This is a genomic window from Pseudomonas sp. NPDC089554 (genome assembly GCF_050280645.1).
GTDB lineage: Bacteria > Pseudomonadota > Gammaproteobacteria > Pseudomonadales > Pseudomonadaceae > Aquipseudomonas.
This window is the reverse complement of the sequence record NZ_JBNNVR010000009.1, coordinates 13,597-39,873: the sequence shown is the minus strand read 5'-3', so window position 1 is coordinate 39,873 and position 26,277 is coordinate 13,597. Positions and strand designations below refer to the sequence as shown.

The following is a 26,277-nucleotide window of genomic DNA, read 5'->3' as shown; positions in this document are numbered from 1 at the left end:
CTTTCACTCCAAAGGTCGTCAAAAAAGTCAGGGCCAGCGCCGGAAGATCAACGAGGTGTTGACCCCGCCGAAGGCGAAGTTGTTGTTCATCACGTGCTCGTGCTGCATGGCGCGGAACTGGCCTTGCAGGTAGTCCAGCTCGCCGCAGCGCGGGTCGACGTGGTCGAGGTTGAGGGTGGGCACGTACTGGTCGCTGTTCATCATCTCGATGCTGAACCACGACTCCAGCGCGCCACAGGCGCCCAGGGTGTGGCCGAGGAAACTCTTCTGCGAGCTGATCGGCATGCGCGCACCGAACAGGCTGCTGGTGGCCTGGGTTTCGGCGATGTCGCCTTGTTCGGTGGCGGTGCCATGGCCATTGACGTAGCCGATCGCCTCGGGCGCCAGGTTCGCGTCCTCCAGCGCCAGCTCCATGGCCCGGCGCATGGTTGCCTGCTCGGGGCGGGTGGTGTGCTGGCCATCCGCGTTGCTGCCAAAGCCGACGATCTCGGCGTGGATGCGTGCGCCACGGGCCAGGGCGTGTTCCAACTCCTCAAGCACCAGCATGCCGCCGCCTTCGCCGATCACCAGGCCATCGCGGGCCAGGTCGTAGGGGCGCGGGCTCAGGTGTGGGGTGTCATTCTTCAGGCTGGTGGCGTACAGCGCATCGAACACCATCGCCTCGGTGGGGCAAAGCTCTTCGGCACCGCCGGCGAGCATCATCGGCAGGCGTCCGTACTTGATCGCCTCGTAGGCGTAGCCAATGCCCTGGCTGCCGCTGGTGCAGGCGCTGGAGGTAGGAATAAGCCGCCCGGTCAGGCCGAAGAAGATGCTGATGTTCGCGGCGGTGGTGTGCGGCATCATGCGCACATAGGAGTTGGCGTTCAGGCCATCCGCCACCGAGTTGAGCAGCATGTTGCCGAACGCCTTGATCTCGTCGGTGCTGCCGGTGGACGAGCCACAGGCCACGCCCATGCGCCCATCGCGAATGCTCGCATCGTCCAGCAGCCCGGCGTCGGCCAGGGCGCGTTCGGCCGCGGCCACCGCCAGGCGCGAGACCCGGCCCATGCTGCGCAGCTGCTTGCGGGTCCAGTGGCCGGGCACCTGGAAGTCATCGATGGGGCCGGCCAGGCGGGTGTTGAGTTCTTCGAAGCGGTCCCACTCGTCCATGCGGCGGATGCCGCTGCGCTGGGCCGCGAAGTGTCCGGCGATGGTCGCCCAGTCGTTGCCCAGGGCGGTGATGCCGGCCATGCCGGTGACGACGACGCGGCGCATCAGCACAGCCCCCCGTTCACTGCCAGCACCTGGCGGGTGATGTAGCTCGCCTCGGGCGACATCAGGAAATTCACCGCCCCGGCCACTTCTTCCGGGGTGCCCATGCGCCCGGCCGGAATCATCTTCAGCAGCTCGTCCACCGGCACGTGTTCATCGAGCATGGCCGTGTCGATCAGCCCGGGGGCCACGCAGTTGACGGTGATGCGGCGCTTGCCCAGCTCGATCGCCAGGGCCTTGGCTGCACCGATGACGCCGGCCTTGGAGGCGCTGTAGTTGACCTGCCCGCGGTTGCCGATCAGCCCGGAAACCGAGGTGATGCAGACGATACGCCCCGGCGCGCGGCGGCGGATCATCGGCATCATCACCGGGTGCAGGACGTTGTAGAAGCCGTCCAGGTTGGTGCGCAGCACCTGGTCCCAGTCGTCCTCGCTCAGCGCCGGGAAGGCGCCGTCGCGGGTCAGGCCGGCGTTGCATACCACGCCGTAGTAGGCGCCATGGGCCTCGACATCGGCTTCGAGGATGGCCTTGCAGGCGGCGCGGTCGGCCACGTCGAACTGCAACACCCGCGCCTGGCGGCCCAGGGCCTGCACCTCGGCGGCAACGGCGTCGGCCTCGACGCGGCCGCTGCGGCAATGCAGCACCAGGTCGAAGCCGGCGCGCGCCAGGCGCAGGGCGATGGCCCGGCCGATGCCACGGCTGGAGCCGGTGACCAGGATGGTGTCAGTCATGGGGGGACTCCTCAGGGCCCGCCTCGGCCAGGTAGCTGGCCGCCTGTGGCGGGCGGTACACATTCAGGCGCGCGCTGGCGTGCAGGCCAGGGCCGCGCAGGTGGCATTCGAACACACCCATGCCGTTGTCGTCCTCCAGCGAGCGCTGCGCGTGGATGAGCAGCTCGGCACCGGCCGGGAAGTGCTCGACATCGCATTCATACTTGCGCGTGCCGACCAGAAAACCCAGCTCCACCGGCAGGCCTTGGCGACGTGCGCGACAACCGGCATAGGCGGCCACGCTCTGGGCCATCAACTCCAGGCCCAGCCAGGCCGGCAGGCTGCCGTCCTCGCGGTTGAACAGCCCGCCGGGGCGGACAGTCACGCGGGTGTGGATCTGCTCCTCGTCGCAGCTGTCGACCTGATCGATCAGGATCATGTCGCCCGCGTGGGGCAGTAGTTCGGCCACAGGCCAGGCAATCATGGGGTGTCTCCGAGAATCAGGCTTACATTATTGCCGCCGAAGGCGAACGAGTTGCTCATCAGGTAGCGCGGCCTGCCGCTGGGCAGGCGCTGGCGGCCATCTACCAGGTTGAGCGGCGGCAACTGCGGGTCGGCCTGGCCGTCCCACAGGTGCGGCACCAAGTGGCCCTGCGGGTTGTGCTCGCTCAGGCTCAACCAGCAGAAGGCCGCCTCCAGCGCACCGGCGGCGCCCAGGGTGTGGCCGGTCAGCGGCTTGCTCGACGAGCAGAGCAGGCTGGCGCCGAACAGGCTGTGCACGGCTAGGCTTTCCATGGCGTCGTTGTGCGCGGTGGCGGTGCCGTGAAGGTTCAGGTAATCGATTAGTGGTGGCTCAATGCCTGCATTGTCCAGTGCTTTGGCCATGGCCTGCAAGGCGCCTTTTCCAGTGGGGTCGGGGGCGGAGATGTGGTGGGCGTCGGAGCTGGCGCCAGCGCCGAGCAGGGCGATGGACGGGCCGCTGGTGTTGCGCGTGCGGGTCATCACGAACAGCGCCGCCGCCTCGCCGATATTGATACCGCTGCGGTTCACCGAGAACGGGTTGCAGCGTTGTTCGCTGACCGCTTCCAGCGCGCTGAAACCGTTCAGGGTCAGGCCGCAGAGGCTGTCGACGCCGCCGCACAGCACTGCGTCGCACAGGCCCAGCTCCAGCAGGCGGCGAGCGCTGAGCAGCGCTCGGCCGCTGGAGGTGCAGGCGGTGGAAATCACATAGGCCGGGCCGCTCAGTTGCAGCCAGTCGGCGAGAAAGTCAGCTGGGGCGCTGAGCGCTTGCTGGTCGTAGCAGTAGTGCGCGGGCAACTGGCCGTGGTTCAGGTAATGGGCGATATCGGCGCTGGCCTCGGCAATCCCCGAAGTGCTGGTGCCCAGCACCACGCCAACCCGCGCCGGCCCGTACTGGGCGATGGCCTGGCGGATGACCGGCTCGATCTGCTGGGCCGCGCAGTACAGCAGCTGGTTGTTGCGGCTGTGTTGATCGGGCAATGGCAACAGAGGCAGTTCACCGACCACCGCGCCGACCGGCGGCTGGCGCCCGGCGACCCAACCCGCTTGCGGCAGCATGCCGGAACTGTCACCCGCGAACAGGCGTCGAGCGACTTCGGCCTGGCCACGGCCAAGGGCACACACTACGCCGAGGGCATTGAGGTAGGCAGTCATGGCGTGTTCTCGCGGGGCAGTGGGCTGACGTGGTAGCGCAGGCCCTGGGCAAGGTTCAAGGTGAAGCGGTCGTCGGCCTGGTAGCTGACCTGCCAGCGCTCGCCCAGCCAGCGTCGCTGGCCGCTTTGCTCGGCATGCGGGTACAGCTGTTGGAGTTGCTCGGCGGGGGTCAGGGCAAACAGCACGGCGGCGAACAGCTCGCGGGCTGCCGGGTTGGGCGGCAGCAGGCCGTCGGCCTGCCAGTGCTCGCCGTCGAGCAATTGGCGAGCTTGGGGCACACCCAGCAAATCGAGCAGCGACCAGCGCAGCTGCTGGCCTTCACCCTGGATCACCAGCAGCCAGTCCAGGCGCTGGCCGGCCTGCTCGCGCATCACGTGCAACTGGCTCGGCAGCGCCAGCCTCGGCAGGCGCTCGGGCAGCGGCGCCTGGGCGGCACAGGCCGTCAGCAGCAGGCACAGCAGGGCGGCCAGCCAGGTTTTCATGCCGGCTCCAGGGGCTTGCGCGCCACCACGTTGACCAGGGTTTCCTCGCGTTGGCCAACCGGTGGCGGTTGGCGCAGGCCGAGGCGTTCGAGCAGGCCGAAGTCCTTGGCCCGGCTCCACCACAAGTAAGGATAGGAGACGTTGCGCGCGCTGAACTGGAAGCCCTGGGCACGCAGCATGTCCAGGTAGCCCTCGGCGCTTTTTTGCACGTGCATCGGGTGGCGGAACAGCCAGCGGATCACCCAGGTGTCGATATAGGCTTCGGTGGATTCGGCGAACAGCAGGTAGCCGCCGGGCTTGAGCACCCGGTAGAACTCGGCCAGGGCTTTTTCCTGCTCGACCAGGTGGTGGAAGGTCTGGTGACAGAACAGGACATCCACGCTGGCGTCGGGGAACTGCAAGGCCGCGCAATCGCTGCCACTCAGTTCCACTTTCAGCCCTTGGCGCTCGGCTTCTGCGGCGCTTAGCTTCAGACTGTGGGGGTCGGCGTCGGTGCCCAGCAGGCGCGCGGGGGCGAACACCCGGTGCAGGTGCTTGAACGAGCGGCCCTGGCCGCAACCGGCATCGAGCAGCACCGGGGCCTGGGGCAGCGGGCCGTCGAACAGCTGGCGCAGGTCGTCGATGGCTACCCGCAACACATGGTGCTGCCAGGTGTGGCTGCGCAGGAACCAGAAGCCGATGCGCGTCTCTTCGACGTAGGTGTCGCTCAGGTAGGGCTGTTGGCGAACATTCATGAGGGTGCGTGCGCTCCTTCGCGTGGCGCGGCCCAGGGGGCCAGGAGAAAACTGAATACCAGGCCCAGGCTGACCGCCAGGCCGAAATTGCTGACTGCCGGGGTGCTCGACAGGGCCAGCAGGCCGAACGACAACCAGGTGGTCAGGGCGGCCAGCAGCGTGCCCAACAGGCTCACAGCGGCGCCGCCGATGCGTTCGTGCATGAGGATCGCGTAGTCGACACTGATCGCCGTCACCAGCAGCAGGCCGAACAGGCTAAACAGGGTCAGCGGCTGGCCCAGCCAGGCCAGGCTGGCCAGGCTGCACAAGGCGGCCAGCAGCGGCAGCGCGACGATGCGCGAGGCCCCGCGCAGGCCGAAGGGCAGCACCAGCAGTACCAGGATCAACACGCACGACAGCAGCTTGAGCTCGGCAGCGCTGACCTGGGTGGCGGCGAACAGCTGGTTCAGCTCGCCGAGGCGGTCCACCAGCTGTACGCCAGGCAGGCCGTCGCTCTGCAAGCGCAACAAGGCGCTATCGCCCAGGCCCTGCAAGCTGACGATCGCGGCTACACCTTGGTCGGTCTGGCCGAGCCACAGGGGGCGCCAGGCTTCGGCCAAGGGGCCTGCGAGTACCTCGTCGATGCCCTGGGGCGGCAGTTGGCGCAGCTGCGCAAGCTCCGCCTCCAGCGCCGCCTGCGGGACGCCCAGGGCCAGCAGCGGCTGCCAGTGCTCGGGCAGGGCCAGCAGGGCTTCGCGTGTGCTTGCCTGTTCGGCGGGGCTGGCCAGCAGTTGGCCGAGGGACAGGTAGCCCTTGAGCTTGCCCAGGTCGACCAATTCGTCGAGCTGGGTATCCAGCGCTTGCAGGCGCTCCAGCAGTTGCTGCGGGTCGCTGCCGCGCACCAGGTAGAACTGACTGGTGGGCTGGTAGCCAGTGATGCGCGCCACTGCCTGGGCCTCTTGCAGCAGCTCAGGTGGGCTTGCGACCCACTGGCGAATGTCGTTGCGGGTGTCCAGCTGCCAAAGGCCGGAGGCGCAGAACAGCAGCACCAAAACCAGCAGTGCGGCGCTGGGCACCCTGCGCAGCAAGCGTTCGCGCAATTGAGTCAGACATTCGGCGATGCGTAGCGGCCATTGCGCCGGGTTGAGTTCGACCCCGCCAAGCAGCGCCGGCAGCAGGCACACGGCGCTCAGGTACGCGCCCACCAGCCCGGCGGCGGAGAACGCGGCGATCTGGGTCAACGCCGGGAAGGGCGTGAAGGCCAGCGCCAGGTAGCCGATGCAACTGGTCGCCAGGCTCAGGCTCAGGCCCGGCAGGGTCAGGCGTAGCGCAGGCCAGCTGCGCCAGGGGCGAAGGCTCCAGCTCTTGGACAGGTAGTGCAGTGGGTAGTCGACCGCAACGCCGATCAGGCTGGAGCCGAGCACCAGGGTCATCACATGCATCTGCCCGAACAGCGCCACGCAGGCCACCGCGCCGAACAGCATGCCCACCAGCACCGGCACGAAGGCCAGCAATGCGCGCCAGCGACGCAGGGTCAGCAGCAACAGCAGCAAGATGCCCAAGGTCGCGCCGCCGCCTACCCAGCTGATTTCGCGGCTGGCCTGCTGCTGGCCAGCCGCGGCATGCAACAGGCCGCTGGCGGCCAGCAGTTGTACGCCATGGTGCTGGGCATCGGCGCGGCTGCTGGCGAGCAGTTCGGCCACCTGCAACGGCAGGTTCAGGTCGAAGGCATCGGCTTGGGTGCGGGCGCGCAGCAGTACCCATTGCTGGCCATCGGCTTCGGCGTAGAGCGCGCCGCTGGCGGTGTCCAGCTGCACGTTCACAGGCTTTGGCAGGCTTTGCTGGACACGCCCGGTCAGGCCCAGCCAGTCGTCCTGGTTGGGCACCAGGCTGAAGCCTGCGAAGGGGTCGAACAGGCTTTGCACGCGCTGTTCGATAAAGCTGCCGGGGTGCTCGGCGAGCAGCGTACGGTCTTGGGCCGAGAGCATTGCCAGGCGCCCTTGCAGCAGTTGCGCGCGTACTGCTTGCAGGTCGGTTTGCAGGCTCCACTGCACCTTCTCGAACAGCCCGCTGGCCTGCCATTTTTCGGCAAGTAGCTGGGCCTGGGCGATGGCCTGCTCACGCTTGGGGTGGCCGACCAGTACCAGCAGTTCGCGGTTGAGCGGTTGCTGCATGCGCTGCTCGGCCTGCAAGACTTGCGCATCCTGGCTGGCGCCGGGTACCAGGGTCATCAGGTCGGCCGACAACGGCGCGCCGTGACGCCACTGCCAGCCGGCGATGGCCAGCATCACCAGCAGCAGGGCCACGAACAGGCGTGGTAGCAGGCGTTCACTCGGCAAAGTCATTGCGCTCCGCGTCGTCCAGGCTTTCTGCGCTTGTGCTTTCAGGCATGCGCAGCAGCGTGCGGTCGCCCTGGGTTTCGTGCAGCTCGATGCGTTCGACGAAGCGCGCGCCACTGATGTCGATGTGGGTGAACACCTGTTTGAGCAGGAGTGAGCGCGGGGTCAGGCGTAGTTGCCAATGCTGGGGTTCGCCTGTGAGGTCGAGGTCGAAATCCCGTTGCAGGCCGCTGCTGTCGCCTTGCAGGACGGCGAAGAACAGGCGGTTCTGTTCGGTCGCGGCGCTGGTACTGGGCAGGGTTTGCCAGCCGCTGAGGTCGCGCCGGGCGATGCCCTTGGCGGTGATGCGGTAGTCCTGGCGCAGGGGTGTTTGCAGCAGCCACAGCAGGCCGTGGTCGCGGGCCAGGACGAAGCGGCCTTTGCTTTGCAGCGGCTGGGGCAGGGCGCGCAGGTGTTTTTCCTGGATGAAGGGGCCGGTGACGACGGCGGGTTGGCTGAGCTGGTTTTTCAGGTCTTCGAGGGTGAAGGCCAGGGTCAGGGGGCTGGCGAAGAGCAGCAACAGAGCCATTAGCACTGTTGAGGCCACCGGCCTCTTCGCGGGCAAGCCCGCTCCTACAGGGTGCGCGGTGCCTGTAGGAGCGGGCTTGCCCGCGAAGAGGCCAGTGGCTTCAGTAAGAAAACCGAGGCTCATGCCAACACCTTGGCCACGGCATCGAGCATCACCTGCGGCGAGGCCAGCTGCATCTCGCCGCTTTCGATATGCACCGCCACCTGCACGCTGCTGGCGCGGGTCATGCGCTCGCCGCTTTCGGCATCGCTGATCAGGTAGTGGATCTTCAGGCGGTTCTCCCACTCCACCAGGCTGGCGCGCACGTTCAGGCGCTGGCCGAAGGTGGCGCCACGGATGTAGCGCAGTTGCAGGTCGATCACCGGCCACGCATAACCGCTGGCCTGCATTTGCAGGTAGTTGTGCGCCAGGCGGTCGAGCAGCGCGCAACGGGCGACCTCCAGATACTTCACGTAATGCCCGTGCCAGACGATGTGCATGCTGTCCACATCGAAAAATGGCACCACGATTTCGCTGTCGACGTGGAACACACCCGGGTTACGCATCGTGCAGCCTCCAATGGCGCTGGCCGATACGCGCTAGGCACAGGCGAAGTTCGTGTTCCAGGGCGCGGTCTTCGATGACCGGGGCGAAGTCGCCCAGCAGCGCTTCGTGCATCTGTGCCAGCGCGGGCGGCAGTGGCCGCGCGTCGGCCTGGCGGGTACGCAGCCAGACGCCCTGGTTGGCCGCCAGCAGGGTCGCGGCAGCCACCTGTTCGGTCAGTTCCAGCACGCGCAGGGCATCGCGCGCGGCGATGGTGCCCATGCTCACCTTGTCCTGGTTGTGGCACTCGGTGGAGCGCGAGAACACGCTGGCTGGCATGGTCTGCTTGAGGGCTTCGGCGGTCCAGGCGCTGGCGCCGATCTGCACGGCCTTGAAGCCATGATTGATCATCGCACGCTCGGCCTCGGCGCCCGACAGGTTGCTGGGCAGGCCATGGTTGTAGCGCACGTCCACCAGCAGGGCGAGCTGGCGGTCGAGCAGGTCGGCGACGTTGGCCACCAGGGTTTTCAAGCTGTCCATGGCGAAGGCGATATGCCCGCCGTAGAAATGCCCGCCATGCAGCACGCGCTCCTCGTCGCCATCGATGATCGGGTTGTCGTTGGCGCTGTTCAGTTCGGTCTCGATGAACCCGCGCAACCAGCCCAGGCTGTCGGCCAGCACGCCCAGCACGTGAGGCGCGCAGCGCAGCGAGTAGCGGTCTTGCAGGCGGTGCAGCGGCGGCAGCGGGGCGTCGATGGCCAGGTCCTGACGCAGCCAGGCGGCTACTTGGGTCTGGCCGGGGTGTGGCTTGGCGGCGAACAGGCGTTCGTCGAAGTGCTCGGGGTTGCCTTGCAGGGCGATGACGTTGAGCGCGGTGATGCGCGTGGCCAGCTTGAGCAGGTAGTCGGCGCGGGCGTAGGCCAGGCAGGCCAGGCCGGTCATCACCGCGGTGCCGTTCATCAGCGCCAGGGCTTCCTTGGGGCGCAGCACCAGGGGCTGCCAGCCCAGTTCGCGGTGCACGTCGGCGCTGTTGTGCCGCTCGCCCTGGTACATCACCTCGCGTTCGCCCGACAACGTAGCGGCTACGTACGACAGCGGCGTGAGGTCGCCGCTGGCGCCCACCGAGCCTTCTTCGGGAATCAGCGGCAGGATGTCGTGCTCGAGAAACCCTTGCAGGCGCTCCAGCAGCTCCAGGCGCACACCGGACATGCCATGGCTCAGCGAGCGCAGGCGCGCCGCCAGCACAGCGCGGGTGGCCTGGGCATCGAGCAGGCGCCCCAGGCCGCAGCCGTGGAAGGTATAGAGATGACGCGGCAGCGCTTCGACATGCTCCAGCGGCACGGCCACCACGCAGGAGTCGCCATAGCCGGTGGTGACGCCGTAGATCACCCCTTCCTTGTCCAGCAAAGTGTCGAGAAAGCGTGCGCCACGGGCGATGCGCTCGCGGTACGGGGCATCGTCTTGCAGGCGCGACGGCGCGCGGCGCTCGGCCACGGCCAGGACGTCTTCGATTGCCAGCGGCGTCTCGCCGAAGGTCACGGGCTCATGCGGATGCATCGTCATCGTTCTTCCAGAAGGGGTAGAAATTGAACCATTGCAGCGGCGCCTGGCGGCAGTAGTGGCCGAGGCGTTCGGCGTAGCGCGCCGCCCATTGCTCGATCACCGCGTCGCGCTGGCCACGGCGCCATTGCAGGCGTTCGGCGAAGGGCTCCAGGGTGATTCGGTAGCGGCCTTCATGCTTGAGGCAGAACAGCAGGTTGAGCGGGCATTCGAGCATCCCGGCCAACAGCCACGGGCCCTGGGGCAGGCGTGCGGGTTTGCCGAGAAAGTCCACCTCGACGGTACGCCCGCCGTGCAGCGGCACGCGGTCGCCGGCAATCGCCAGCCATTCGCCGCGCTCCAGGCGCTCGCTCAGTTGCAGCATCACCGCCGGGTCCAGCTCACTCACCTGGATCAGCCGCAGGTGGCTGGCGCCGGCTTCGCCGAGCAGGCGGTTGAACTGCTCGGCATGGCGGGTGTGCACCAGCACGTTCATGGTCACTTGCTCGCCCAGCTCGGCCAGGGCCCGGCACATTTCCAGGTTGCCCAGGTGTGCGCCCACCAGCATCTGGCCGCGCTCGCCGCGTAGCTGTTGGCGCAGGTTGGCCGGGTCGACGATGTCGATCTGGTCGAGACGCAGCCGGCCGTTCCAGGCGTCGAGTTTGTCGAGCAGGGAGTCGGCAAAGGCCATGAACTGACGGAACACCCGCCAGTGGCTGGGGGCTTCGGTCTGCCCGGCGCTCCACTGGTGCAGGTGCTGCTGGTACTGCCAGGCGCTGCGCCGGGCGCGGGCGCCGAAAACGAAGAAGTAGGCGACGATCACATGGATCAGCGGGCTGAGCACGCGGCGGCCCAGTACACGCGCCAGGGTGGCGGTGAGCTTCATCAGCCAGAAGTTGCCGCGCTCCTGGTGCGCGGCCCAGTGCTCGGGCTGCTGGCTCATGGGCGCCACCTGCGCCAGAGGATCCATGGGGCGCGCACGAGCATGCCGAAGAACAGCTTGGCGTGCATCTTCGAGATCAGCGCGTTGTCGTGGAACAGGCGAAAATGCGACAGGCCGTCCTGCGGGTAGTGCACCCGGGTTGGCAGCCAGCGCATGGGTTGCCCGCGCCACGACAGGCGCACCAGGATCTCCGGGTCGAAATCCATGCGTCGGCCCAGGCGCACCTGGTCGATCAAGGCCAGGGTCACCGGCAGCGGGTACACGCGAAAGCCGCACATCGAGTCGGGGATCTGCAGCGACAGGCTGTTGATCCATACCCACACGTGGGTCAGGTAGCGCGCGTACAGGCGGCCCTTGGGCACGCTGGCGTCGTATTGCGGGTAGCCGCACACCAGCGCCTGCGGGTGCGCCTGGGATTGTTCGAGGAAGCGGCTGACATCGGCCAGGTCGTGCTGGCCGTCGGCATCCACTTGCAAGGCATGGCTGAAGCCCAGCCGCGCCGCTTCGCGCAGCCCGGCCATCACCGCGCCGCCCTTGCCTTGGTTGGCTGCCAGGGTCACTAGGTAGATGTCGTCACGCTCGGCCAGCTGGCCCAGCACGCGGGCGCACGGGGCGTGGCTGGCGTCGTCCACCAGCACGCAGGGCAGGCCGGCACGCAGCAGGTCGTCCACCACCTTGGGCACGGCGTGCTCGTGGTTGTACACTGGGATCACCGCGCAAGGCTTATGCACTGGCAGCCTCCAGGAGGATCCGGCCGCTGGAGCATGGTTGCCCTTCGCAGGTATAGGCGAAGTACAGCTTGCCGCGCGTGGCATCGAAACGCAGGGTCAGCAGCAGTTCATCGCTGGGGCGTACCAGGTGCTGGAACTTGAGCACTTCCATGCCGACGAAGCGCGGCGGCAGTTGCAGGTGGGCCTTGGCCAGGGCGATGGCCCAGTCGACCTGCACCACGCCTGGCAGCACGGGGCTGGTGGGGAAGTGTCCGGTGAAACAGGCAAGGTCCGGCGGTACTGCCAGGCGTAGATGCAGTTCTTCGCCCTCGTTGGCTTGCCCGAGCAGCTCCGGCGCCATGTTGCGCGGGGCTTGCAGCAGGGCCAGCAGGCTGGCGTTGGGCAACTTGCCCTGGGCGTTGAACGGCAGTTGGCGCAGCAGCCGCCAGCGGCGTGGCAAGGCAAGCGCCTCGCAGTGCCCGGCCAAGTGGCGGCGCAGGTTGTCGAGCAAGGCGCGTCGACCCTGGCTGCGCAAGGCATGTACGCCGGCAGCGCTGAGCGCCACCAGCGCACCGAGGTAGGCCCGGCCTTCCTCGAGCACCCCCAGGCGCGCCTCGGCGACCCACGGGTGGCTGCACAGGGCCTGTTCGAGCATGGGCAGGGAGATGCGTTTTTCCTCCAGCTTGACGATGCGGTCGAGCCGCCCTAGCAGACGAAAGCGCCCGTCGCTGTCGAACTCGACCGCATCGGCGCCCTGCTCGATGTGCCCCACAGGCAGGTAGGGCGAGGCGATACGCAGGGCGCCGTGTGCGTCCTGGCTCAGGTGTACGTCGGCGAATGGCTGCCAGGCCGTAGCGCCCTGGCGCCAGGCGATGCCGCCGGTTTCGGAGCTGCCGAGGATTTCCGTTGGCCACTGGCCAAGGCGCTGGTGCAGGCTGTTGGCGGCCGCGCCTGGCAACTCGCCCCCGGAGGAAAATACCCGGCGCACCGGGCTCAGGGCCGGCCAGTCGAGGTTGTCGCCCATGCGCTTGAGCAATGCCGGGCTGGCCACCCAGGCGAAGGCCGTGTGCTCGCGGCTGGCGCGTTGTAGATCCTCGGGGAAGGGCAGTTGGCGGCGCTCGAAGCCGCGCCCGGCGCACAGTGGCCACAGCACGCGGAACAGCAGGCCGTAGATATGCTGGGTGGCGACGCTGCTGATGATCCAGGCGTCGCCCAGGTCGTCGCCCCACAGCTGCTCGAGGGCGTTCACTTCGTTGGCCAGCAGGCGCAGGTGCTTGTCGATGCGCTTGGGCTCGCCGCTGGAGCCGGAGGTGCACAGGCTGATGCGGCAGCTGTCGAGGTCCAGGTCTTCAGGGGTGAGCGCCTCGCCGAACAGGCTGGCCAGGTGCTCGTCACCGGGCTGGTCGCTGAGCCACAGGTCGACCTGGCTGTGCCAGCGCTCGCGGGTGGCCGGTTGCAGGTCGGCCGGCAGCAGCACCTCGACGCCCGCGCGCCAGGCGCCAAACAGGGCGGTGGACAGTTCGGCGGCGTCCTCAAGATGCAGCGCCAGGCGACGTACGCCGCGCTGTTGCAGGCCCGCAGCCAGGCGCAGGGCTTGCAGGCGCCACTGGGCGTGGTCCAGGTGCGGGGCCTGGGTGATGGGGCGTGGCGATTCCACGGGGTGTAGCAGGTGCTCGAGGTTGATCCAGTTCATGAGCGTCCTCGCACACGTTGTCTAACCAGCCATTCGCCAACGAACAGCAGGCCCATCGCGGCATAGGCGAGCAGGCCGTTGTAGAGGGTCCACCAGGCCAGCGGCGCCCACAGCGTCAGGCCAGCGGCGATCAGCCCGTTGACCAGGAAGAACAGGCACCACACCTGGGTGACCCGGCGTGTATAGCGCACCCCACGCGGCGGCAGTTGCGGCTCGCGCAGGCGCGCCAGGCGCTCGGCCACCGGCATGCCGCGCAGCAGGCTGCTGCCGAACAGCGCGAGCATGAAGGCGTTGATCAGCACCGGGTACCAGCGCAGCAGCTGCGGGCTGTCGGAAAGCCCCAGCAGTACGCAGAACGCCAGCGCCGCCACGGCCATCCACAGGTCGCCGGTGTGGCGCGGGGTGTTCAGCGCGCGGGCCAGCCACAGCCCGCCGAGCAGCACGGCGAACTGCCAGGGGGCGAAATGGGCCATGCCGAAATGCACCGCGAATGGGTACAGCACGCCGGCCAACAGCAGGCCGAGGCCGACCAGGCGTTTCATGCCGCCGGGTTGACCAGGCGGTGCACCGCTTCGACCACATCGCCTACGGTACGCACTGCCTTGAATTCGTCGGCGGCGATCTTCTTGCCGGTCTGGCGCTTGATGTGGTCGATCAGGTCGACCGCATCGATGCTGTCGATTTCCAGGTCCTGGTACAGGTGGGCTTGCAGGGTGATGCGCTCGGGTGGCAATTCGAACAGCTCGACCAGGGCGTCGCGCAGGATGTTGAAGATGTCTTCACGGTTTTGCATGGTGCGATCTCAGGCGGCCTGGCGGGCAGTGACGAACGCCGCAAGGGTGGCGACGTTGGTGAAATGGGTGCGGGTGTCCTTGGCGTCGGCGTCGATCTTGATGCCAAAGCGTTTTTGCAGGGCCAGGCCCAGCTCCAGGGCGTCCACCGAATCCAGGCCCAGGCCTTCGCCGAACAGGGTCTGCTGGTCATCGATGTCGTGCACGCTGATGTCTTCCAGGCCCAGGGCGTCGATGATCAGTTGCTTGATGTCACGCGTCAGGTCGTGTCGTGGATCGCTCATCTGTGGCGAGCTCCTTCATATAGTGCTGGTGCAGGAAATCGTTGAGCCGCCGCGAGGCGATCGGCGCCGGGCCCAGGGCGGTGAAGCCTTGTGGGTCGATGTCGGCGCCCACGTGCAGGCTGAAATGCACGCGACGGCGGGGAATGCGGTACCAAGGCTCGTGCTTGGTCAGGGTCGTGGGGCTGACGCGGATGGTCACCGGTGTGATGATTTTCGCACCGCGCAGGGCAATGGCTGCGGCGCCGCGATGAAAGGCGGGCGCCTGGCCGGGCGGGGTGCGGGTGCCCTCGGGGAAGATGATCAGCGTCTGGCCGTGTTGCAGCGCGGCAACGGCGCTGTCGAGCATGTCCATGCTGCCGTCGTTGCCGATGTACTGCGCTTCGCTGACCGGCCCGCGGGTGAACGGGTTGGTGAACAGGCTGTGCTTGACCACGCAGTTGGCATCGCGCACCAGGCCGAGCAGGAACACCACGTCGATCAGCGAGGGGTGGTTGGCGACGATCATCTGCCCCGGGCGGCCGAGGCGTTCGATGCCCTGGACGTCGTAGGTCAGCACACCCGTTGCGCGCATGAAATGGATGAAGCGCCGCAGCAGCCAGCCGATGGTGCGTCTGGCGCGCTGGCGGTGGCGGGCCGCGTCGCCGGGCAGGCAGGTGAGCAACGGGAGTACCAGCACGCGCAGGCACAGGCCGCCGATGCCGAACAGGGCGAAACTCAGGGCGGTGGCCAGCAGGCGCCAGTAGTAGGCGTCGCGGGGCCGGTCTATGGCTGTCGTTGCCAGTTCCATGCGCGACGCTTCCAGGTGTGGGTGAGTGAATGAGCCCCCGCGAGCGAGGCCTGTAGCCAGCTCAAGGCATGGGGCAGTGGCGTGCGCGGGGTGTGCGCCGTGGCGGGCTGTGGCGACAATTGCCACTGCTGCCCAGCGGTCACGCGCAGGCCAACGGCATAGGCGAACGGCACGTCGTCCACCCAGGGGCGATAGATTTCCGGCGGCTGCTCTTCAGCGACGATCAGCAGCACGGCGGGTGCGCCTTCGTGCAGCAGTGCAGCCGCTTCCAGCAGGCCCTGCTCGAAGCCATCGCCAGCGGCAGCCAGGGCGGTCATTTCCGAGGTTTCGCCGCGCATGATCGACCACAGGCCGATCACCGCGTTGTGCACCGACAGGCTGAACTGGGTGGGCGACAGCGCCTGGCCTTCAGCCAGTTCGCTGAGAATCGAGAAGGTGCGCGGGGTTTCGCCATGGCGCGAGACGAACACCAGCGGCATTGGCGCCTGGCCCTCGGCCAGGGGCCAGCCCACGCTGAAGGCCATGCGTGCCAGGTAGCTGAGGCGACGGCGTTGCATGGCGGGCAGGAACGAGACGTCCGGTGCCTGCCCGTCGGCAGGTACGAGGGGGGCTCCACTGGCCCAGGCTTGCCAATCGTCAGGCGTTTGCAGGCCCGGTGCCCAGGCGCGCCATTGGCTGATGTCGAAGCTGATCACGATGCTTGTTACTTCCCGCCCTGAGGGACTTCCTTGCCGTGGGGATGACTCGGAACACAGACCTTGCAGGGGTGGCGCTTCGCCGAGTGGCGGGCATTATCCCGGTGACGGAGGTGTGTAGCAAATGGCTGTTACATAATTGCCATCAGACAACGCCGATTCTTAGTTGCGGCGTTGTTGACTTTTCCCGGCCGTTTTTTCCGACAATCGGCCGTGAAAGCAGTAATGGCTGGATGCTATCAGGTTCGAACGGTAATGATGTGGACGAAGAATGCTGGTCAATGCCGGGAGTGCGACACATACTCGGGCATTCCTTGATACACGGAGGTCTAGCATGCGGCGCGTGGTGTTCAATCAGAAAGGTGGCGTGGGCAAGTCGAGCATCGCCTGCAACCTGGCGGCGGTGAGCGCCAACGAGGGCTACAGGACGTTGCTGATCGACCTGGATGCCCAGGCCAACTCGACCCAGTACCTGACCGGGCTCACGGGCGAGGACATCCCCATGGGCATTGCCGACTTCTTCAAACAGAGCCTGTCCAGCGGGCCGTTTTCGAAGAAGAACAAGGTCGATATCTACGAAACCCCCTTCGACAACCTGCACGTGGTCACCGCGACCCCGGAGCTGGCCGACCTGCAGCCCAAGCTCGAGGCCAAGCACAAGATCAACAAGCTGCGCAAACTGCTCGACGAGTTGGACGAAGACTACGAGCGGATCTACATCGACACCCCGCCTGCGCTGAATTTCTATGCAGTTTCGGCGCTGATCGCTGCTGATCGTGTTCTTATCCCCTTTGACTGCGACAGCTTCTCGCGCCAGGCGCTGTATGGCCTGCTGGCCGAGATCGAAGAGCTCAAGGACGACCACAACGAAGATTTGATGGTCGAGGGCATCGTGGTCAACCAGTTCCAGTCACGCGCCAGCCTGCCGCAGCAGATGCTCGACGAGCTGCTGGCCGAGGGCATGCCGGTGTTGCCGGTGTATTTGGGCAGCTCGGTGAAGATGCGCGAGTCGCACCACGCCAGCCTGCCGCTGATTCACCTGGAGCCGCGGCACAAGCTGACGCAGCAGTTTGTCGAGTTGCATGACTTGCTGGAGCGTAGTGCGTGAGGTTTGAGCTGTCGGTGTTTAGGGTGGCGGGGATGAACAGTGAATCTTAAGTCGATCCGTACTGAAGGCGATCTTCAGGCTGCACTCTGTCGTCTCGAAGAGATTTTTCAGGCCGAGGTGAGCGCACCTGAGGCGGATGAAATGGAAATGCTCGTAACGTTGATCGAAAGGTACGAAAACGAGCACTACCCGATTCATCCTGCCCTGGCAGGTTTCTGAAACCTCATACCCCCTGCGAACGCAGCCACTCCAGCAGTGGCTGCAAGGGAAACGCCCCGGCCTGGCGGGCCACTTCGCGGCCATCCTTGAACAGGATCAGGCTGGGAATCGAGCGGATGCCCAGTTGCCCGGCGAGGTTGCGGTTGGCTTCGCTGTCGAGCTTGGCCAGGCGGCAGCGGCCGCTGAGCTGGCGGGCGGCCTGTTCGAAGATCGGCGCGAAGGACTTGCACGGGCCGCACCAGTCGGCCCAGACATCCAGCAGCAAGGGCAGGTCGCCCTTGATTTGCGCGGCGTAGCTGCGTTCGTTGAGGTCGAAGGGGGTGGCCAGCAGTACGTCCTGCTTGCAGCGGCCGCATTTGGGGCTGTCGCCCAGGCGTGCGGCGGGCAGGCGGTTGAGGCCGTTGCAGTGGGGGCAGGGGATCAGTAGTGGGTCGGGCATGTCCATTTCCTTGTTCGGTTTGCACAGACCCTGTAGGAGCGGGCTTGCCCGCGAATGAAGCATCGCGGTGGATGGCACGGGCGTAGCCCGTGTTCGCGGGCAAGCCCGCTCCTACAGGGGGTGAGGTGATCGTCAGGACGAACAGCTGATTTCCAGATGCTTGCCCCACTCCGGTGGGCGCTCGGCGTAGGTCTGCATGCCGGGCTGCTCCTCGAACGGCTTGCACAGCACCTGGTGCAGGCGTCGCACTTCGTTGTAGTCGCCCGCTTCTGCCGCTTCGATGGCCTTCTGCGCCAGGTAGTTGCGCAGCACGTACAGCGGGTTCACCGCATGCATCCGCTCGCGCCGGCCTTCGGCGTTGCCGGGTTCGCGTTGGCAGCGCGCCAGGTAGTCCTGGCCCCAGGCGTCGAAACCGGCCAGGTCGATGAAATCGTCGCGTACCACCTTCAGCGCCTCTTCCACTGGCTGCTCGCCTAGCTTGCGCAAGAACAGGTGGTAGTCCACGCCACCGCTCTGCATACGTTGCAACAGGCGCTCGACCAGCGCCATGTCGTCGTCCTCGGCAGTGGTCAGGCCCAGGCGACGACGCATCAGGTCGAGGTAGTGGGCCTGGTACAGCGGCAGGAACAGCCCCAGCACTTCCTTGAGCGCTTCCACCTCGATCACCGTCGTCAGCGCCTGGGCCAACGCGCTGAGGTTCCAGTGGGCGATCGGCACCTGGTTGGCGTAGCTGTAGCGGCCACGGTCGTCGGAGTGGTTGCAGATGAAGTTGGCGTCGAAATCGTCGAGGAAGGCGTAGGGGCCGAAGTCGAAGGTGATGCCCAGGATCGACATGTTGTCGGTGTTCATTACCCCATGGCAGAAGCCGTAGGCCTGCCAGCGGGCGATCAGCTCGGCGTTGCGTTCGACGATGCTGCGGAACATCGCCAGGTACGGCTGCTCGGCGTCGCGGCACTCGGGGTAGTGCGCGTTGAGCACGTGGTCGATCAGCACGCGCTGCTGCTCGGGTTGTTTGGTGTAGTAGAAGTATTCGAAGTGGCCGAAGCGCACATGGCTCTGCGCCAGGCGCAGCAACATCGCCGCGCTTTCCTGGGTTTCGCGCCACACCGGGGTACTGGAGCCGACCACGCACAATGCCCGGCTGCTGGGGATGCCCAGCGCATGCAGGGCTTCGGAGGCGAGGAACTCGCGGATCGACGAGCGCAGCACGGCGCGGCCATCGCCCATGCGCGAATAGGGGGTTTGCCCGGCGCCCTTGAGGTGCAGGTCCCAGTGTTCGCCGGCCTCGTTGACCACCTCGCCCAGCAGCAGGCCTCGGCCATCGCCCAGGCGCGGGTTGTACGAGCCGAACTGGTGACCGGAATACACCATCGCCCGTGGGTCGGCTTCTTCCCAGAGCTTGTGGCCGCTGAACAGCTCGGCGAACACCGGCAGTTCGGCCTGGGCAGGGTCGAGGTCGAGCAGGGCCATGGCCGCTTCGCTGGCCACCACCACGCGCGGGTCGGCGATGGGCTCGGGCAGCACCTGGGTGGAGAAGGTGTCGCCCAGGTGGGCGAAGCGGTTGTCGAAGCTGAGTTGGTCGAGGGACTTCATGGGTCGGGTCCTGAAGTGGGGCTTGGGGCCGCTGTGCGGCCCTATCGCGACGCAAGGCCGCTCCCACAGGGGGCGAGTATGGCTGTGGGAGCGGCCTTGTGTCGCGAAAGGGCTGCACAGCAGCCCCAGGGGCATTGCCCATTCTGGGCGGTCAGGTGCGGTGGCGTCCAGTCACGCGGGCTTGGCGCTGTCGCCGCCCTCTTGCACGATCAACTGCTGCTTGCCGCCCTGGGTATCCATCAGGAACACCTCCACCTGGCGCACCGAGATCTTGATGTTGTGCGCCTTGAACTCGCGGTTGATGTAGCGGTTGATCTCGTCCAGGGTCGGGTTGCGGTCGCCCAGGTCGCGCACGTGCATGCGCAGCTCGTGGTCCAGCGAGCTCTCGCCGAAGTTCAGGAAGTACACGATCGGCTCCGGGTCCTTGAGCACCCGTGGGTTGTCGTGGGCGCCCTTGAGCAGCAGGTCGCGCACCAGGTCCAGGTCCGAGCCGTAGTCGATGCCCAGCTTCAGGGTCACCCGGGTGACGGTGTCGGTCAGCGACCAGTTGATCAGCTGGCCGGTGATGAAGGTCTTGTTGGGGACGATGATGTCCTTGCGGTCGAAGTCGGTGATGGTGGTGGCGCGGATGCGGATCTTGCTCACCGTGCCCGACAGGTTGCCGATGGTGATGGTGTCGCCGATACGCACCGGGCGTTCGAACAGGATCATGATGCCGGAGATGAAGTTGGCGAAGATCTCCTGCATACCGAAGCCCAGGCCCAGTGACAGCGCTGCCACCAGCCATTGCAGCTTGTCCCAGCTCACCCCGAGGGTGGCCAGGGTGCTGACGATGCCGACCCCGGCGATCACATAAGACAGCAGCGTGGTGATGGCGTAGGCGCTGCCTTGGGCGAGGTTCAGGCGCGACAGCACCAGCACTTCGAGCAGGCCAGGCAGGTTGCTGGCCAGCGCCACGCTGATGCCGGCGATCACCAGCGCGCCCAGCAGGTCGCCCAGGCTGATCGGCACCAGGCTGGCCGCAGCGCCGGTGCCGCTGCTGTATTCGTAGAGGGTGATGTTGTTGAGGTAGGCGAACACCGTGATCAGGTCTGACCACACCCAGTACAGGCCACCGATGAAGCCGCCGAGCAGGGCCAGGCGAATCAGGCGCAGCGATTGCTGGTTGACCTGCTCGATGTCCAGCGTCGGCTCCTCGACCAGCACTTCGCCGTCCAGCCCTTCCTTGGCCGACTGGCGCTTGCTCAGCGCGCGCTGGTAGGCCAGGCGCCGCGCCGCCACCGCCAGGCCGCGCACGAACGCAGCTTCGATCACCAGCCAGAACAGCAACAGGTACAGGGTGTAGATCAAGCGGTCGGTGAGCTTCAGGGCGGTGTAGTAGTAGCCGAAGCACACGGCCACGAACAGCGCGATCGGCAGGGCGGTGAAGGCCACCCCGACAGCCTTGCGGAACAGCGAGGTATCGCGGTGCGCCGGGCTGCTCAGCAGCAGGCGGCTGAGCAGCCAGGCCATCAGCGCGTAGCAGGTCAGCACCACGCCGATGCCCAGCACGTCGTCGGCCAGCGCCGAAGGCTGGTGCTCGGCCACCGCCACCACGCCGACCAACGCCAGTACCACGATACCCAAGCGGCGCACCCAGCCACGCAGGAACTCGACCTGCGGCTTGTGCCAGCGGAAGTGCACCTCCGCCACGCCACCGGGCGCCAACACCCGGTAGGCGGTGTAGAACACCAGCCAGGCCTGGGCCAGTTGCCACAGCGCCGCGCCGAGGTTGGCGTTCTGCCCTCGCGCGTCGATCTGCAAGGCGTAGCTACCCAGCGCCAGGGCCAGGCTCAGTGGCAGCGCCAGGAGGATGTTGATCAGGATCGCCTGGGGCGTGTGCCACTGGCTGTCGCGGCGGAAATGGCCGATGTCCTGGTGCACCTTGTCCAGGCGCTGATACAGGTACTTGCGCCGCCACAGCAGCCCGCCGATCACCAGCAGCAGCGGCAGGAACAGCAACGGGCGCTGGCCCAGGCCATCGACCAGTTCCTTGACCCCCGAGCCCCAGGGCAGGCTGGCGACCTGCTCGACCAGGCGCTCGGGCACCGAGCGCAGCCATTCCCAGTCCAGCGCCTTGTTGCTGGGAATCCAGAACATCTGCTCTTCCAGCGTGGTGCGCAGGTTCTGCGCGGTGCTGAGCAGTTGCTTCTGGTTCAGTTGCAGGGTGATGGACTCGTTGAGCAGGGCAGACAACTCGCGGTTCAAGCGCTCGAGCAGGTCGCTGCGGGTGAGCGCCACCTCCAGCAGGGCCTTGCGCAGCTGCGGTGTGACGCTCTCCTCGGGCTGGCTGGCCAGCAGCTTGTCGACGTAGCTGGCCGGGCTGCTGATCTGCTCGCGCTGCTGGTTGACCTCGAACTGGTACAGGCGGATGTCGGCGATCTGGTCGGCCAGGTCGCGGTCGAGCTTCAGGTGCGGCAGCGCCTGCTTCTGCTTGTAGAGGATCTTCGACAACAGCAGGCTGCCCTTGAGCACGTTGATCTGCTCGTCCAGCGCCTGGTCGGCCTGGCTCAGGCTGTCGAGCTGCTGCTTGGTCTGCAGGTTCTGCTGGGTCAGTTCGTTGAGGCGGTCGGTGCTCTTGAGCAGGTAGTCGGAGAGCTTGAGGTTGGCCGCGCTCTCGTTGGCCAGCAGGGTGCTGCCGCCGGCCTTCTGCGCTTCGATCGACTGCTGGGTGACGGTCTGCTGCGACTGGGCCAGGCGCTTTTCGTTGATCAGCGTTTGCAGGTCGAGAATCTCCTGCTCCAGGCGCGCGGCGCGCTCGATCAGCAGGTCGTGGCGGGCGTTGCCGAGGTCTTGCAGCAGGCTGTTGCCGGCCAGTTCCTGGCGGCGCAGCAGGGTCAGGGCATTGAGCGAGGCCAGTTCGGCGTTGAGCTGGTTGCGCTGGTCGCTGGTCAAGGCCTTGCCGTTGTCCTTGCCGGCCTTGAGGGTGTTGTTGATCTGCTGGGTGCGGGTCTGGTTGTTGCTGATCTCGGCCTGGGCGCGTTCCGGGCGGGTCTGGGAATTGATGATCAGGCTGTTGGCTTCGGACAGCGCCTTTTGCAGCTCGCCCTGCTGGGTGCTGCGCTCGCTGAGCATGCGTTCGAGCTGCGGCACGTCGAGGCTGGCGTAGCGCTGGGCCACGGCAGTGACCTTGCTGTCCTTGAGCTTGGCCAGTTCGCGCTGGGCATCGCGGGTTTCCTGGGGCGCGTCGGCCAGTTGCTGCTTGAGGGCGGCGAGCTTCTTCTCGCTGTCCTGCTGGCTGGTGAGCTGCGCCAGGGTTTGCTCCAGCACCTGTTGCAAGGCTTTCTGCTCGGCTTCGGGCAGCTTGCGCTCGGCAATCTTGTCGAGGCTGCCTTGGATGGAGGCGGTGGTGGGCGCCTCGGCCGCGAGGGTGGCGAACGAGAGAGACAGGCACAGCCCCAGCAGGGCTGCGCGCAAGGACACACGCAGGGACATAGGCAGAAATCTTGTGTACTGGGCAGGAAATCGAGTTTAGAGGAACAACCCGGGGCCGGGTCGGGTACCTTCGGGGAATCTGACGCCGACTTTCTGGATCTTGTTCCCGTCCATCGTCGCCACGGTCCAGATCGTGCCGTGCCATTCGACCTGATCGCCTACTACTGGAGCGCCTCCGACCTTCTGTCGGATGAACTGCGCCAGCGGCATTTTTGCGTCCAGGCCGTCGAGTTTCAGGCCGTACAGCGTCGCCACCGCGCCCAGCTCGGCATCGCCTTCGAGTACGAAGTCGCCGAAGAAACGCAGGTCCAGGCCACGCTGCGGGGCCTGGCTGAACAGTTTGCCCAGGGCCGGCAGGTTATGTTCGTGGCCGATCACGCAGAGCATGTCGCCTACCTCAAGCACTGTACTGCCCGAGGGGTGAAGCAACTGCTCGCCGCGGAACAGTGCGGCGATACGCGTGCCTTCGGGCATCTTCAGCTCGCGCAGGGCGGCGCCGATGCACCACTTCTCGGCGCCCAGGCGGTAGACGAACAGCTCCCACTCGCTGGTGATGTGCACCTCGAGCGCGGAGCGGGAAATTGGCGCTGGGTCCGGCGGTACGGTGACCTTCAGCAACTTGGCCATCCACGGCAGGCTGGTGCCTTGCACCAGCAGCGACACCAGCACGATGAAGAACGCCAGGTTGAAGAACAGCTGTGCCTGCGGCAACCCGGCCATCAGCGGGAACACTGCGAGAATGATCGGCACCGCGCCGCGCAGGCCGACCCAGGAAATAAAGCCCTTTTCCTTGCCATGGAAGGCTTTGAACGGCAGCAGCGCGGCGACCACCGACAGCGGCCGCGCCACCAGAATCATCCACAGCGCCAGGCCCAGGGCCGGTAAGGCGATGGGCAGCAGGTCGTGGGGCGTGACCAGCAGGCCGAGCACCAGGAACATGCCGATCTGCGCCAGCCACGCCATGCCATCGAGCATGTGCAGGATGCCGTGGCGGCTGCGGATCGGCTTGTTGCCCAGCACCAGGCCGCACAGGTACACGGCGAGGAAGCCGCTGCCGTGCAGGGCGATGGTCAGCGAGAACACCGCCAGGCCACCGGCGATCACCAGGATCGGGTACAAGCCACTGGCCAGGTTGATGCGGTTGACCAGCTGCAGCATCAGCCAGCCGCAGCCCAGGCCCATCACCCCGCCGATGCCGAATTCGCGCAACAGGTGCCCGAGCAGGCCCCAGTGCAGGCCGGTCTGGCCGCTGGCGATCATTTCGATCAGGGTGACGGTGAGGAACACCGCCATCGGGTCATTGCTGCCCGATTCGATTTCCAGGGTGGCGGTCACCCGTTCGTTCAGGCCCTTGCCGCCCAGCAGCGAGAACACTGCGGCGGCGTCGGTGGAGCCGACGATGGCGCCGATCAGCAGGCCTTGCATCAGGCTGAGGTCGAACAGCCAGGCGGCGACCATGCCGGTCAGGCCCGTGGTGATCAGCACGCCCACCGTGGCCAGCGACAGCGCAGGCCACAGTGCTACGCGGAAACTCGCCACCCGCGTGCGCAGGCCGCCGTCGAGCAGGATCACGGCCAGGGCCAGGTTGCCCACCAGGTAGGCCACGGGGTAGTTGTTGAAGATGATGCCGCCACCATCGACCCCGGCGACCATGCCGACCGCGAGAATGATGACCAGGATAGGAATGCCCAGGCGCGAGGACAGCGAGCTGACCAGGATACTTGCACCCACCAGCAATGCGCCGATCAGGAACAGGCTGTTGATGGTGCTGGCATCCAAAGGCAGGTACTCCGGTACATCGCGGGGAAGAGGACGTGCTGTTGTCGTGAACTAGCAGGTCGCGTGCCAATCGATTCTAACCTGATGAATTGGCAGGCTGTAAAGCGTTTCTGCATATGTAGAAAAGGCACCGTAAAGGTGCCTTTTCTAGAGGGGCAGGCCTCATCGCGGGACAAGCCCGCGATGGCCACGCTGCGATCAGCCCTGCTTGACCTCACGCATCGCCTTGCCCTTCACCGGCGCATCACCCGCCACGTAATAATCGGCAGTGCTACGCGGCAGCGGCTGGCGGCCACGGATACGGTCGGCGATCTTCTCGGCGATCATGATCGTGGTGGCGTTGAGGTTGCCGGTGATGATGATCGGCATGATCGACGCATCCACCACGCGCAGGCCCTGCATGCCGTGCACGCGGCCCTGGCCATCGACCACCGCCATGTCGTCGTCGCCCATCTTGCACGAGCAGGACGGGTGGAAGGCGGTTTCGGCGTGCTCGCGGATGAACTGGTCCAGTTGCTCGTCGGTCTGCACGTGCTCGCCTGGGCTGATCTCGCGGCCACGGAACGCATCCAGTGCGGGCTGGGCCATGATCTCGCGGGTCAGGCGAATGCCGTCGCGGAACTCCTGCCAGTCCTGCTCGGTTGCCATGTAGTTGAACAGGATGCTCGGGTGCTGGCGTGGGTCCTTGGACTTGGCCTGGATACGGCCACGGCTGGGCGAACGCATCGAGCCCATGTGCGCCTGGAAGCCATGCTCCTTCACGCCGTTGGAGCCGTTGTAGTTAATCGCCACCGGCAGGAAGTGGTACTGGATGTTCGGCCACTCGAACTCAGGGCGAGTGCGGATGAAACCACCGGCCTCGAACTGGTTGCTGGCGCCGATGCCGGTGCCGTTGAACAGCCACTCGGCGCCAATGGCCGGCTGGTTCCACCACAGCAGCGACGGGTACAGCGATACCGGCTGGGTGCAGGCGTACTGCAGGTACAGCTCCAGGTGGTCCTGAAGGTTCTCGCCGACGCCTGGCAGCTCGTGCACCACCGGGATATCCAGGCTTTCGAGCAGCGCGCGCGGGCCGACGCCGGAGCGTTGCAGCAGCTGTGGCGAAGCGATGGCGCCGGAGCTGACGATCACTTCCTTGCGCGCCCGGGCCTCGACGCGCTCTTCGCTGTCGCCGACCAGGTAGGTCACGCCAACGGCGCGCTTGCCGTCGAACAGGATGCGGTCGCTCAGGGCGTGGGTGACGATGGTCAGGTTCGGGCGCTGCTTGGCCTGGTCCAGATAACCACGGGCGGTGCTGGAACGACGGCCCTTCTTGGTCACTGTGCGGTCCATCGGGCCGAAGCCTTCCTGCTGGTAGCCGTTGAGGTCTTCGGTGCGCGGATAGCCGGCTTGCACGCCGGCTTCGACCATGGCGTGGAACAGCGGGTTGTTGCCGGCCTTGGGCGTGGTGACGCTGACCGGGCCTTCGCCGCCGTGGTAGTCGTTCGGGCCGATGTCACGGGTTTCAGCCTTGCGGAAATACGGCAGGCAGTCGAGGTAGGCCCAGTCTTCCAGGCCTGACAGCTTGGCCCAGCCGTCGAAGTCCATGGCGTTGCCGCGGATGTAGCACATGCCGTTGATCAGCGAGGAACCACCCAGGCCCTTGCCGCGGCCACATTCCATGCGGCGGCCGTCCATGTGCGGTTCCGGGTCGGTCTCGTAGGCCCAGTTGTAGCGGCGGCCTTGCAGTGGGAAGGCCAGGGCGGCGGGCATCTGGGTGCGGAAGTCGAAGCGGTAGTCCGGGCCACCGGCTTCCAGCAGCAATACGGTGACGCCGGCGTCTTCGGTCAGGCGAGTGGCCAGGGTGTTACCGGCCGAGCCTGCGCCGACGATGATGTAGTCGAATGCTTGGGACATGGGAAAAGTACCCTCGTTTTGCGGTAGGCAGGGAGCGGGAACGCCCGCGCACAAGGGCGCGGGCGTGG

24 protein-coding genes are annotated in these 26,277 nt (G+C 66.5%); 1 reads left to right on the top strand and 23 read right to left on the bottom strand.

The genetic code is table 11. The features are described from left to right. Positions 1-27: 27 nt before the first annotated feature. The 18 genes from ACQKPE_RS04780 to ACQKPE_RS04695 all read right to left on the bottom strand — a co-directional run bounded on the left by ACQKPE_RS04780 (position 28) and on the right by ACQKPE_RS04695 (position 15,701). On the bottom strand, positions 28-1,254 hold the full coding sequence (locus ACQKPE_RS04780; protein ID WP_427663668.1) for a beta-ketoacyl-ACP synthase: 1,227 nt from the start codon (positions 1,252-1,254) through the stop codon (positions 28-30). Beyond that, positions 1,254-1,982, bottom strand: a complete 729-nt coding sequence (gene fabG / locus ACQKPE_RS04775; protein WP_427663666.1) for a 3-oxoacyl-ACP reductase FabG — start codon at positions 1,980-1,982, stop codon at positions 1,254-1,256. Before fabG ends, ACQKPE_RS04780 begins: the two co-directional genes overlap by 1 nt. After that, positions 1,975-2,445, bottom strand: coding sequence for a hotdog family protein (locus tag ACQKPE_RS04770; protein ID WP_427663664.1), 471 nt, complete (start codon positions 2,443-2,445; stop codon positions 1,975-1,977). Before ACQKPE_RS04770 ends, fabG begins: the two co-directional genes overlap by 8 nt. Continuing rightward, positions 2,442-3,635 carry a beta-ketoacyl-[acyl-carrier-protein] synthase family protein gene (locus ACQKPE_RS04765; RefSeq protein ID WP_427663662.1) on the bottom strand — a complete coding sequence of 398 codons (1,194 nt, stop codon included), beginning with the start codon at positions 3,633-3,635 and terminating at the stop codon, positions 2,442-2,444. The genes ACQKPE_RS04770 and ACQKPE_RS04765 overlap by 4 nt, the downstream gene beginning before the upstream one ends. Further along, positions 3,632-4,117 carry a hypothetical protein gene (locus ACQKPE_RS04760; protein ID WP_427663660.1) on the bottom strand — a complete coding sequence of 162 codons (486 nt, stop codon included), beginning with the start codon at positions 4,115-4,117 and terminating at the stop codon, positions 3,632-3,634. The genes ACQKPE_RS04765 and ACQKPE_RS04760 overlap by 4 nt, the downstream gene beginning before the upstream one ends. After that, the gene (locus ACQKPE_RS04755; RefSeq protein ID WP_427663659.1) at positions 4,114-4,851 is read right to left on the bottom strand and encodes a class I SAM-dependent methyltransferase; all 738 of its coding nucleotides are present in this window, start codon (positions 4,849-4,851) and stop codon (positions 4,114-4,116) included. The genes ACQKPE_RS04760 and ACQKPE_RS04755 overlap by 4 nt, the downstream gene beginning before the upstream one ends. Further along, positions 4,848-7,175, bottom strand: coding sequence for an MMPL family transporter (locus tag ACQKPE_RS04750; RefSeq protein WP_427663658.1), 2,328 nt, complete (start codon positions 7,173-7,175; stop codon positions 4,848-4,850). Before ACQKPE_RS04750 ends, ACQKPE_RS04755 begins: the two co-directional genes overlap by 4 nt. Further along, positions 7,159-7,737: an outer membrane lipoprotein carrier protein LolA gene (locus ACQKPE_RS04745; protein ID WP_427663657.1), complete on the bottom strand. Its 579-nt coding sequence runs from the start codon at positions 7,735-7,737 to the stop codon at positions 7,159-7,161. Before ACQKPE_RS04745 ends, ACQKPE_RS04750 begins: the two co-directional genes overlap by 17 nt. Before the next feature lie 119 nt (positions 7,738-7,856). After that, entirely contained in the window at positions 7,857-8,282 is a 426-nt protein-coding gene (locus ACQKPE_RS04740) for an acyl-CoA thioesterase (protein ID WP_427663655.1), read from the bottom strand. Further along, on the bottom strand, positions 8,275-9,822 hold the full coding sequence (locus tag ACQKPE_RS04735; RefSeq protein ID WP_427663653.1) for an HAL/PAL/TAL family ammonia-lyase: 1,548 nt from the start codon (positions 9,820-9,822) through the stop codon (positions 8,275-8,277). Before ACQKPE_RS04735 ends, ACQKPE_RS04740 begins: the two co-directional genes overlap by 8 nt. Next, positions 9,803-10,741 carry a glycosyl transferase gene (locus tag ACQKPE_RS04730; protein ID WP_427663651.1) on the bottom strand — a complete coding sequence of 313 codons (939 nt, stop codon included), beginning with the start codon at positions 10,739-10,741 and terminating at the stop codon, positions 9,803-9,805. The genes ACQKPE_RS04735 and ACQKPE_RS04730 overlap by 20 nt, the downstream gene beginning before the upstream one ends. Beyond that, complete coding sequence (locus ACQKPE_RS04725; RefSeq protein ID WP_427663649.1) at positions 10,738-11,472, bottom strand: glycosyltransferase family 2 protein; 735 nt, start codon at positions 11,470-11,472, stop codon at positions 10,738-10,740. Before ACQKPE_RS04725 ends, ACQKPE_RS04730 begins: the two co-directional genes overlap by 4 nt. Then, entirely contained in the window at positions 11,465-13,144 is a 1,680-nt protein-coding gene (locus ACQKPE_RS04720) for an AMP-binding protein (RefSeq protein WP_427663647.1), read from the bottom strand. The genes ACQKPE_RS04725 and ACQKPE_RS04720 overlap by 8 nt, the downstream gene beginning before the upstream one ends. Further along, positions 13,141-13,686, bottom strand: coding sequence for a hypothetical protein (locus tag ACQKPE_RS04715; RefSeq protein ID WP_427663645.1), 546 nt, complete (start codon positions 13,684-13,686; stop codon positions 13,141-13,143). Before ACQKPE_RS04715 ends, ACQKPE_RS04720 begins: the two co-directional genes overlap by 4 nt. Beyond that, positions 13,683-13,937 (bottom strand): acyl carrier protein, encoded by a 255-nt coding sequence (locus ACQKPE_RS04710; protein WP_427663644.1) that lies wholly within the window; start codon positions 13,935-13,937, stop codon positions 13,683-13,685. Before ACQKPE_RS04710 ends, ACQKPE_RS04715 begins: the two co-directional genes overlap by 4 nt. Before the next feature lie 9 nt (positions 13,938-13,946). Then, positions 13,947-14,219, bottom strand: a complete 273-nt coding sequence (locus ACQKPE_RS04705; RefSeq protein ID WP_427663643.1) for a phosphopantetheine-binding protein — start codon at positions 14,217-14,219, stop codon at positions 13,947-13,949. Further along, entirely contained in the window at positions 14,188-15,006 is an 819-nt protein-coding gene (locus ACQKPE_RS04700) for a lysophospholipid acyltransferase family protein (protein ID WP_427663641.1), read from the bottom strand. The genes ACQKPE_RS04705 and ACQKPE_RS04700 overlap by 32 nt, the downstream gene beginning before the upstream one ends. Further along, positions 14,982-15,701, bottom strand: coding sequence for a beta-ketoacyl synthase chain length factor (locus ACQKPE_RS04695; protein WP_427663639.1), 720 nt, complete (start codon positions 15,699-15,701; stop codon positions 14,982-14,984). Before ACQKPE_RS04695 ends, ACQKPE_RS04700 begins: the two co-directional genes overlap by 25 nt. Before the next feature lie 334 nt (positions 15,702-16,035). Here ACQKPE_RS04695 and ACQKPE_RS04690 point away from each other — a divergent pair, with 334 nt between their 5' ends. Further along, positions 16,036-16,809 (top strand): ParA family protein, encoded by a 774-nt coding sequence (locus ACQKPE_RS04690; RefSeq protein ID WP_427663637.1) that lies wholly within the window; start codon positions 16,036-16,038, stop codon positions 16,807-16,809. 223 nt (positions 16,810-17,032) lie between these two features. On the opposite strand, the gene trxC is transcribed toward ACQKPE_RS04690, so the two are convergent. The 5 genes from trxC to betA all read right to left on the bottom strand — a co-directional run bounded on the left by trxC (position 17,033) and on the right by betA (position 26,209). Beyond that, entirely contained in the window at positions 17,033-17,467 is a 435-nt protein-coding gene (gene trxC, locus ACQKPE_RS04685; RefSeq protein WP_427663636.1) for a thioredoxin TrxC, read from the bottom strand. 132 nt (positions 17,468-17,599) lie between these two features. Then, a complete protein-coding gene (gene selO / locus ACQKPE_RS04680; protein ID WP_427663634.1) occupies positions 17,600-19,060 on the bottom strand; it encodes a protein adenylyltransferase SelO in 1,461 nt (486 codons plus the stop codon). A 171-nt stretch (positions 19,061-19,231) separates the two neighbouring features. After that, positions 19,232-22,534: a mechanosensitive channel MscK gene (gene mscK / locus ACQKPE_RS04675; RefSeq protein ID WP_427663632.1), complete on the bottom strand. Its 3,303-nt coding sequence runs from the start codon at positions 22,532-22,534 to the stop codon at positions 19,232-19,234. A gap of 36 nt (positions 22,535-22,570) precedes the next feature. Continuing rightward, positions 22,571-24,313, bottom strand: a complete 1,743-nt coding sequence (locus tag ACQKPE_RS04670; RefSeq protein ID WP_427663630.1) for a potassium/proton antiporter — start codon at positions 24,311-24,313, stop codon at positions 22,571-22,573. A 198-nt stretch (positions 24,314-24,511) separates the two neighbouring features. Continuing rightward, positions 24,512-26,209: a choline dehydrogenase gene (gene betA / locus ACQKPE_RS04665; protein WP_427663628.1), complete on the bottom strand. Its 1,698-nt coding sequence runs from the start codon at positions 26,207-26,209 to the stop codon at positions 24,512-24,514. Between the last annotated feature and the right edge of the window lie 68 nt (positions 26,210-26,277).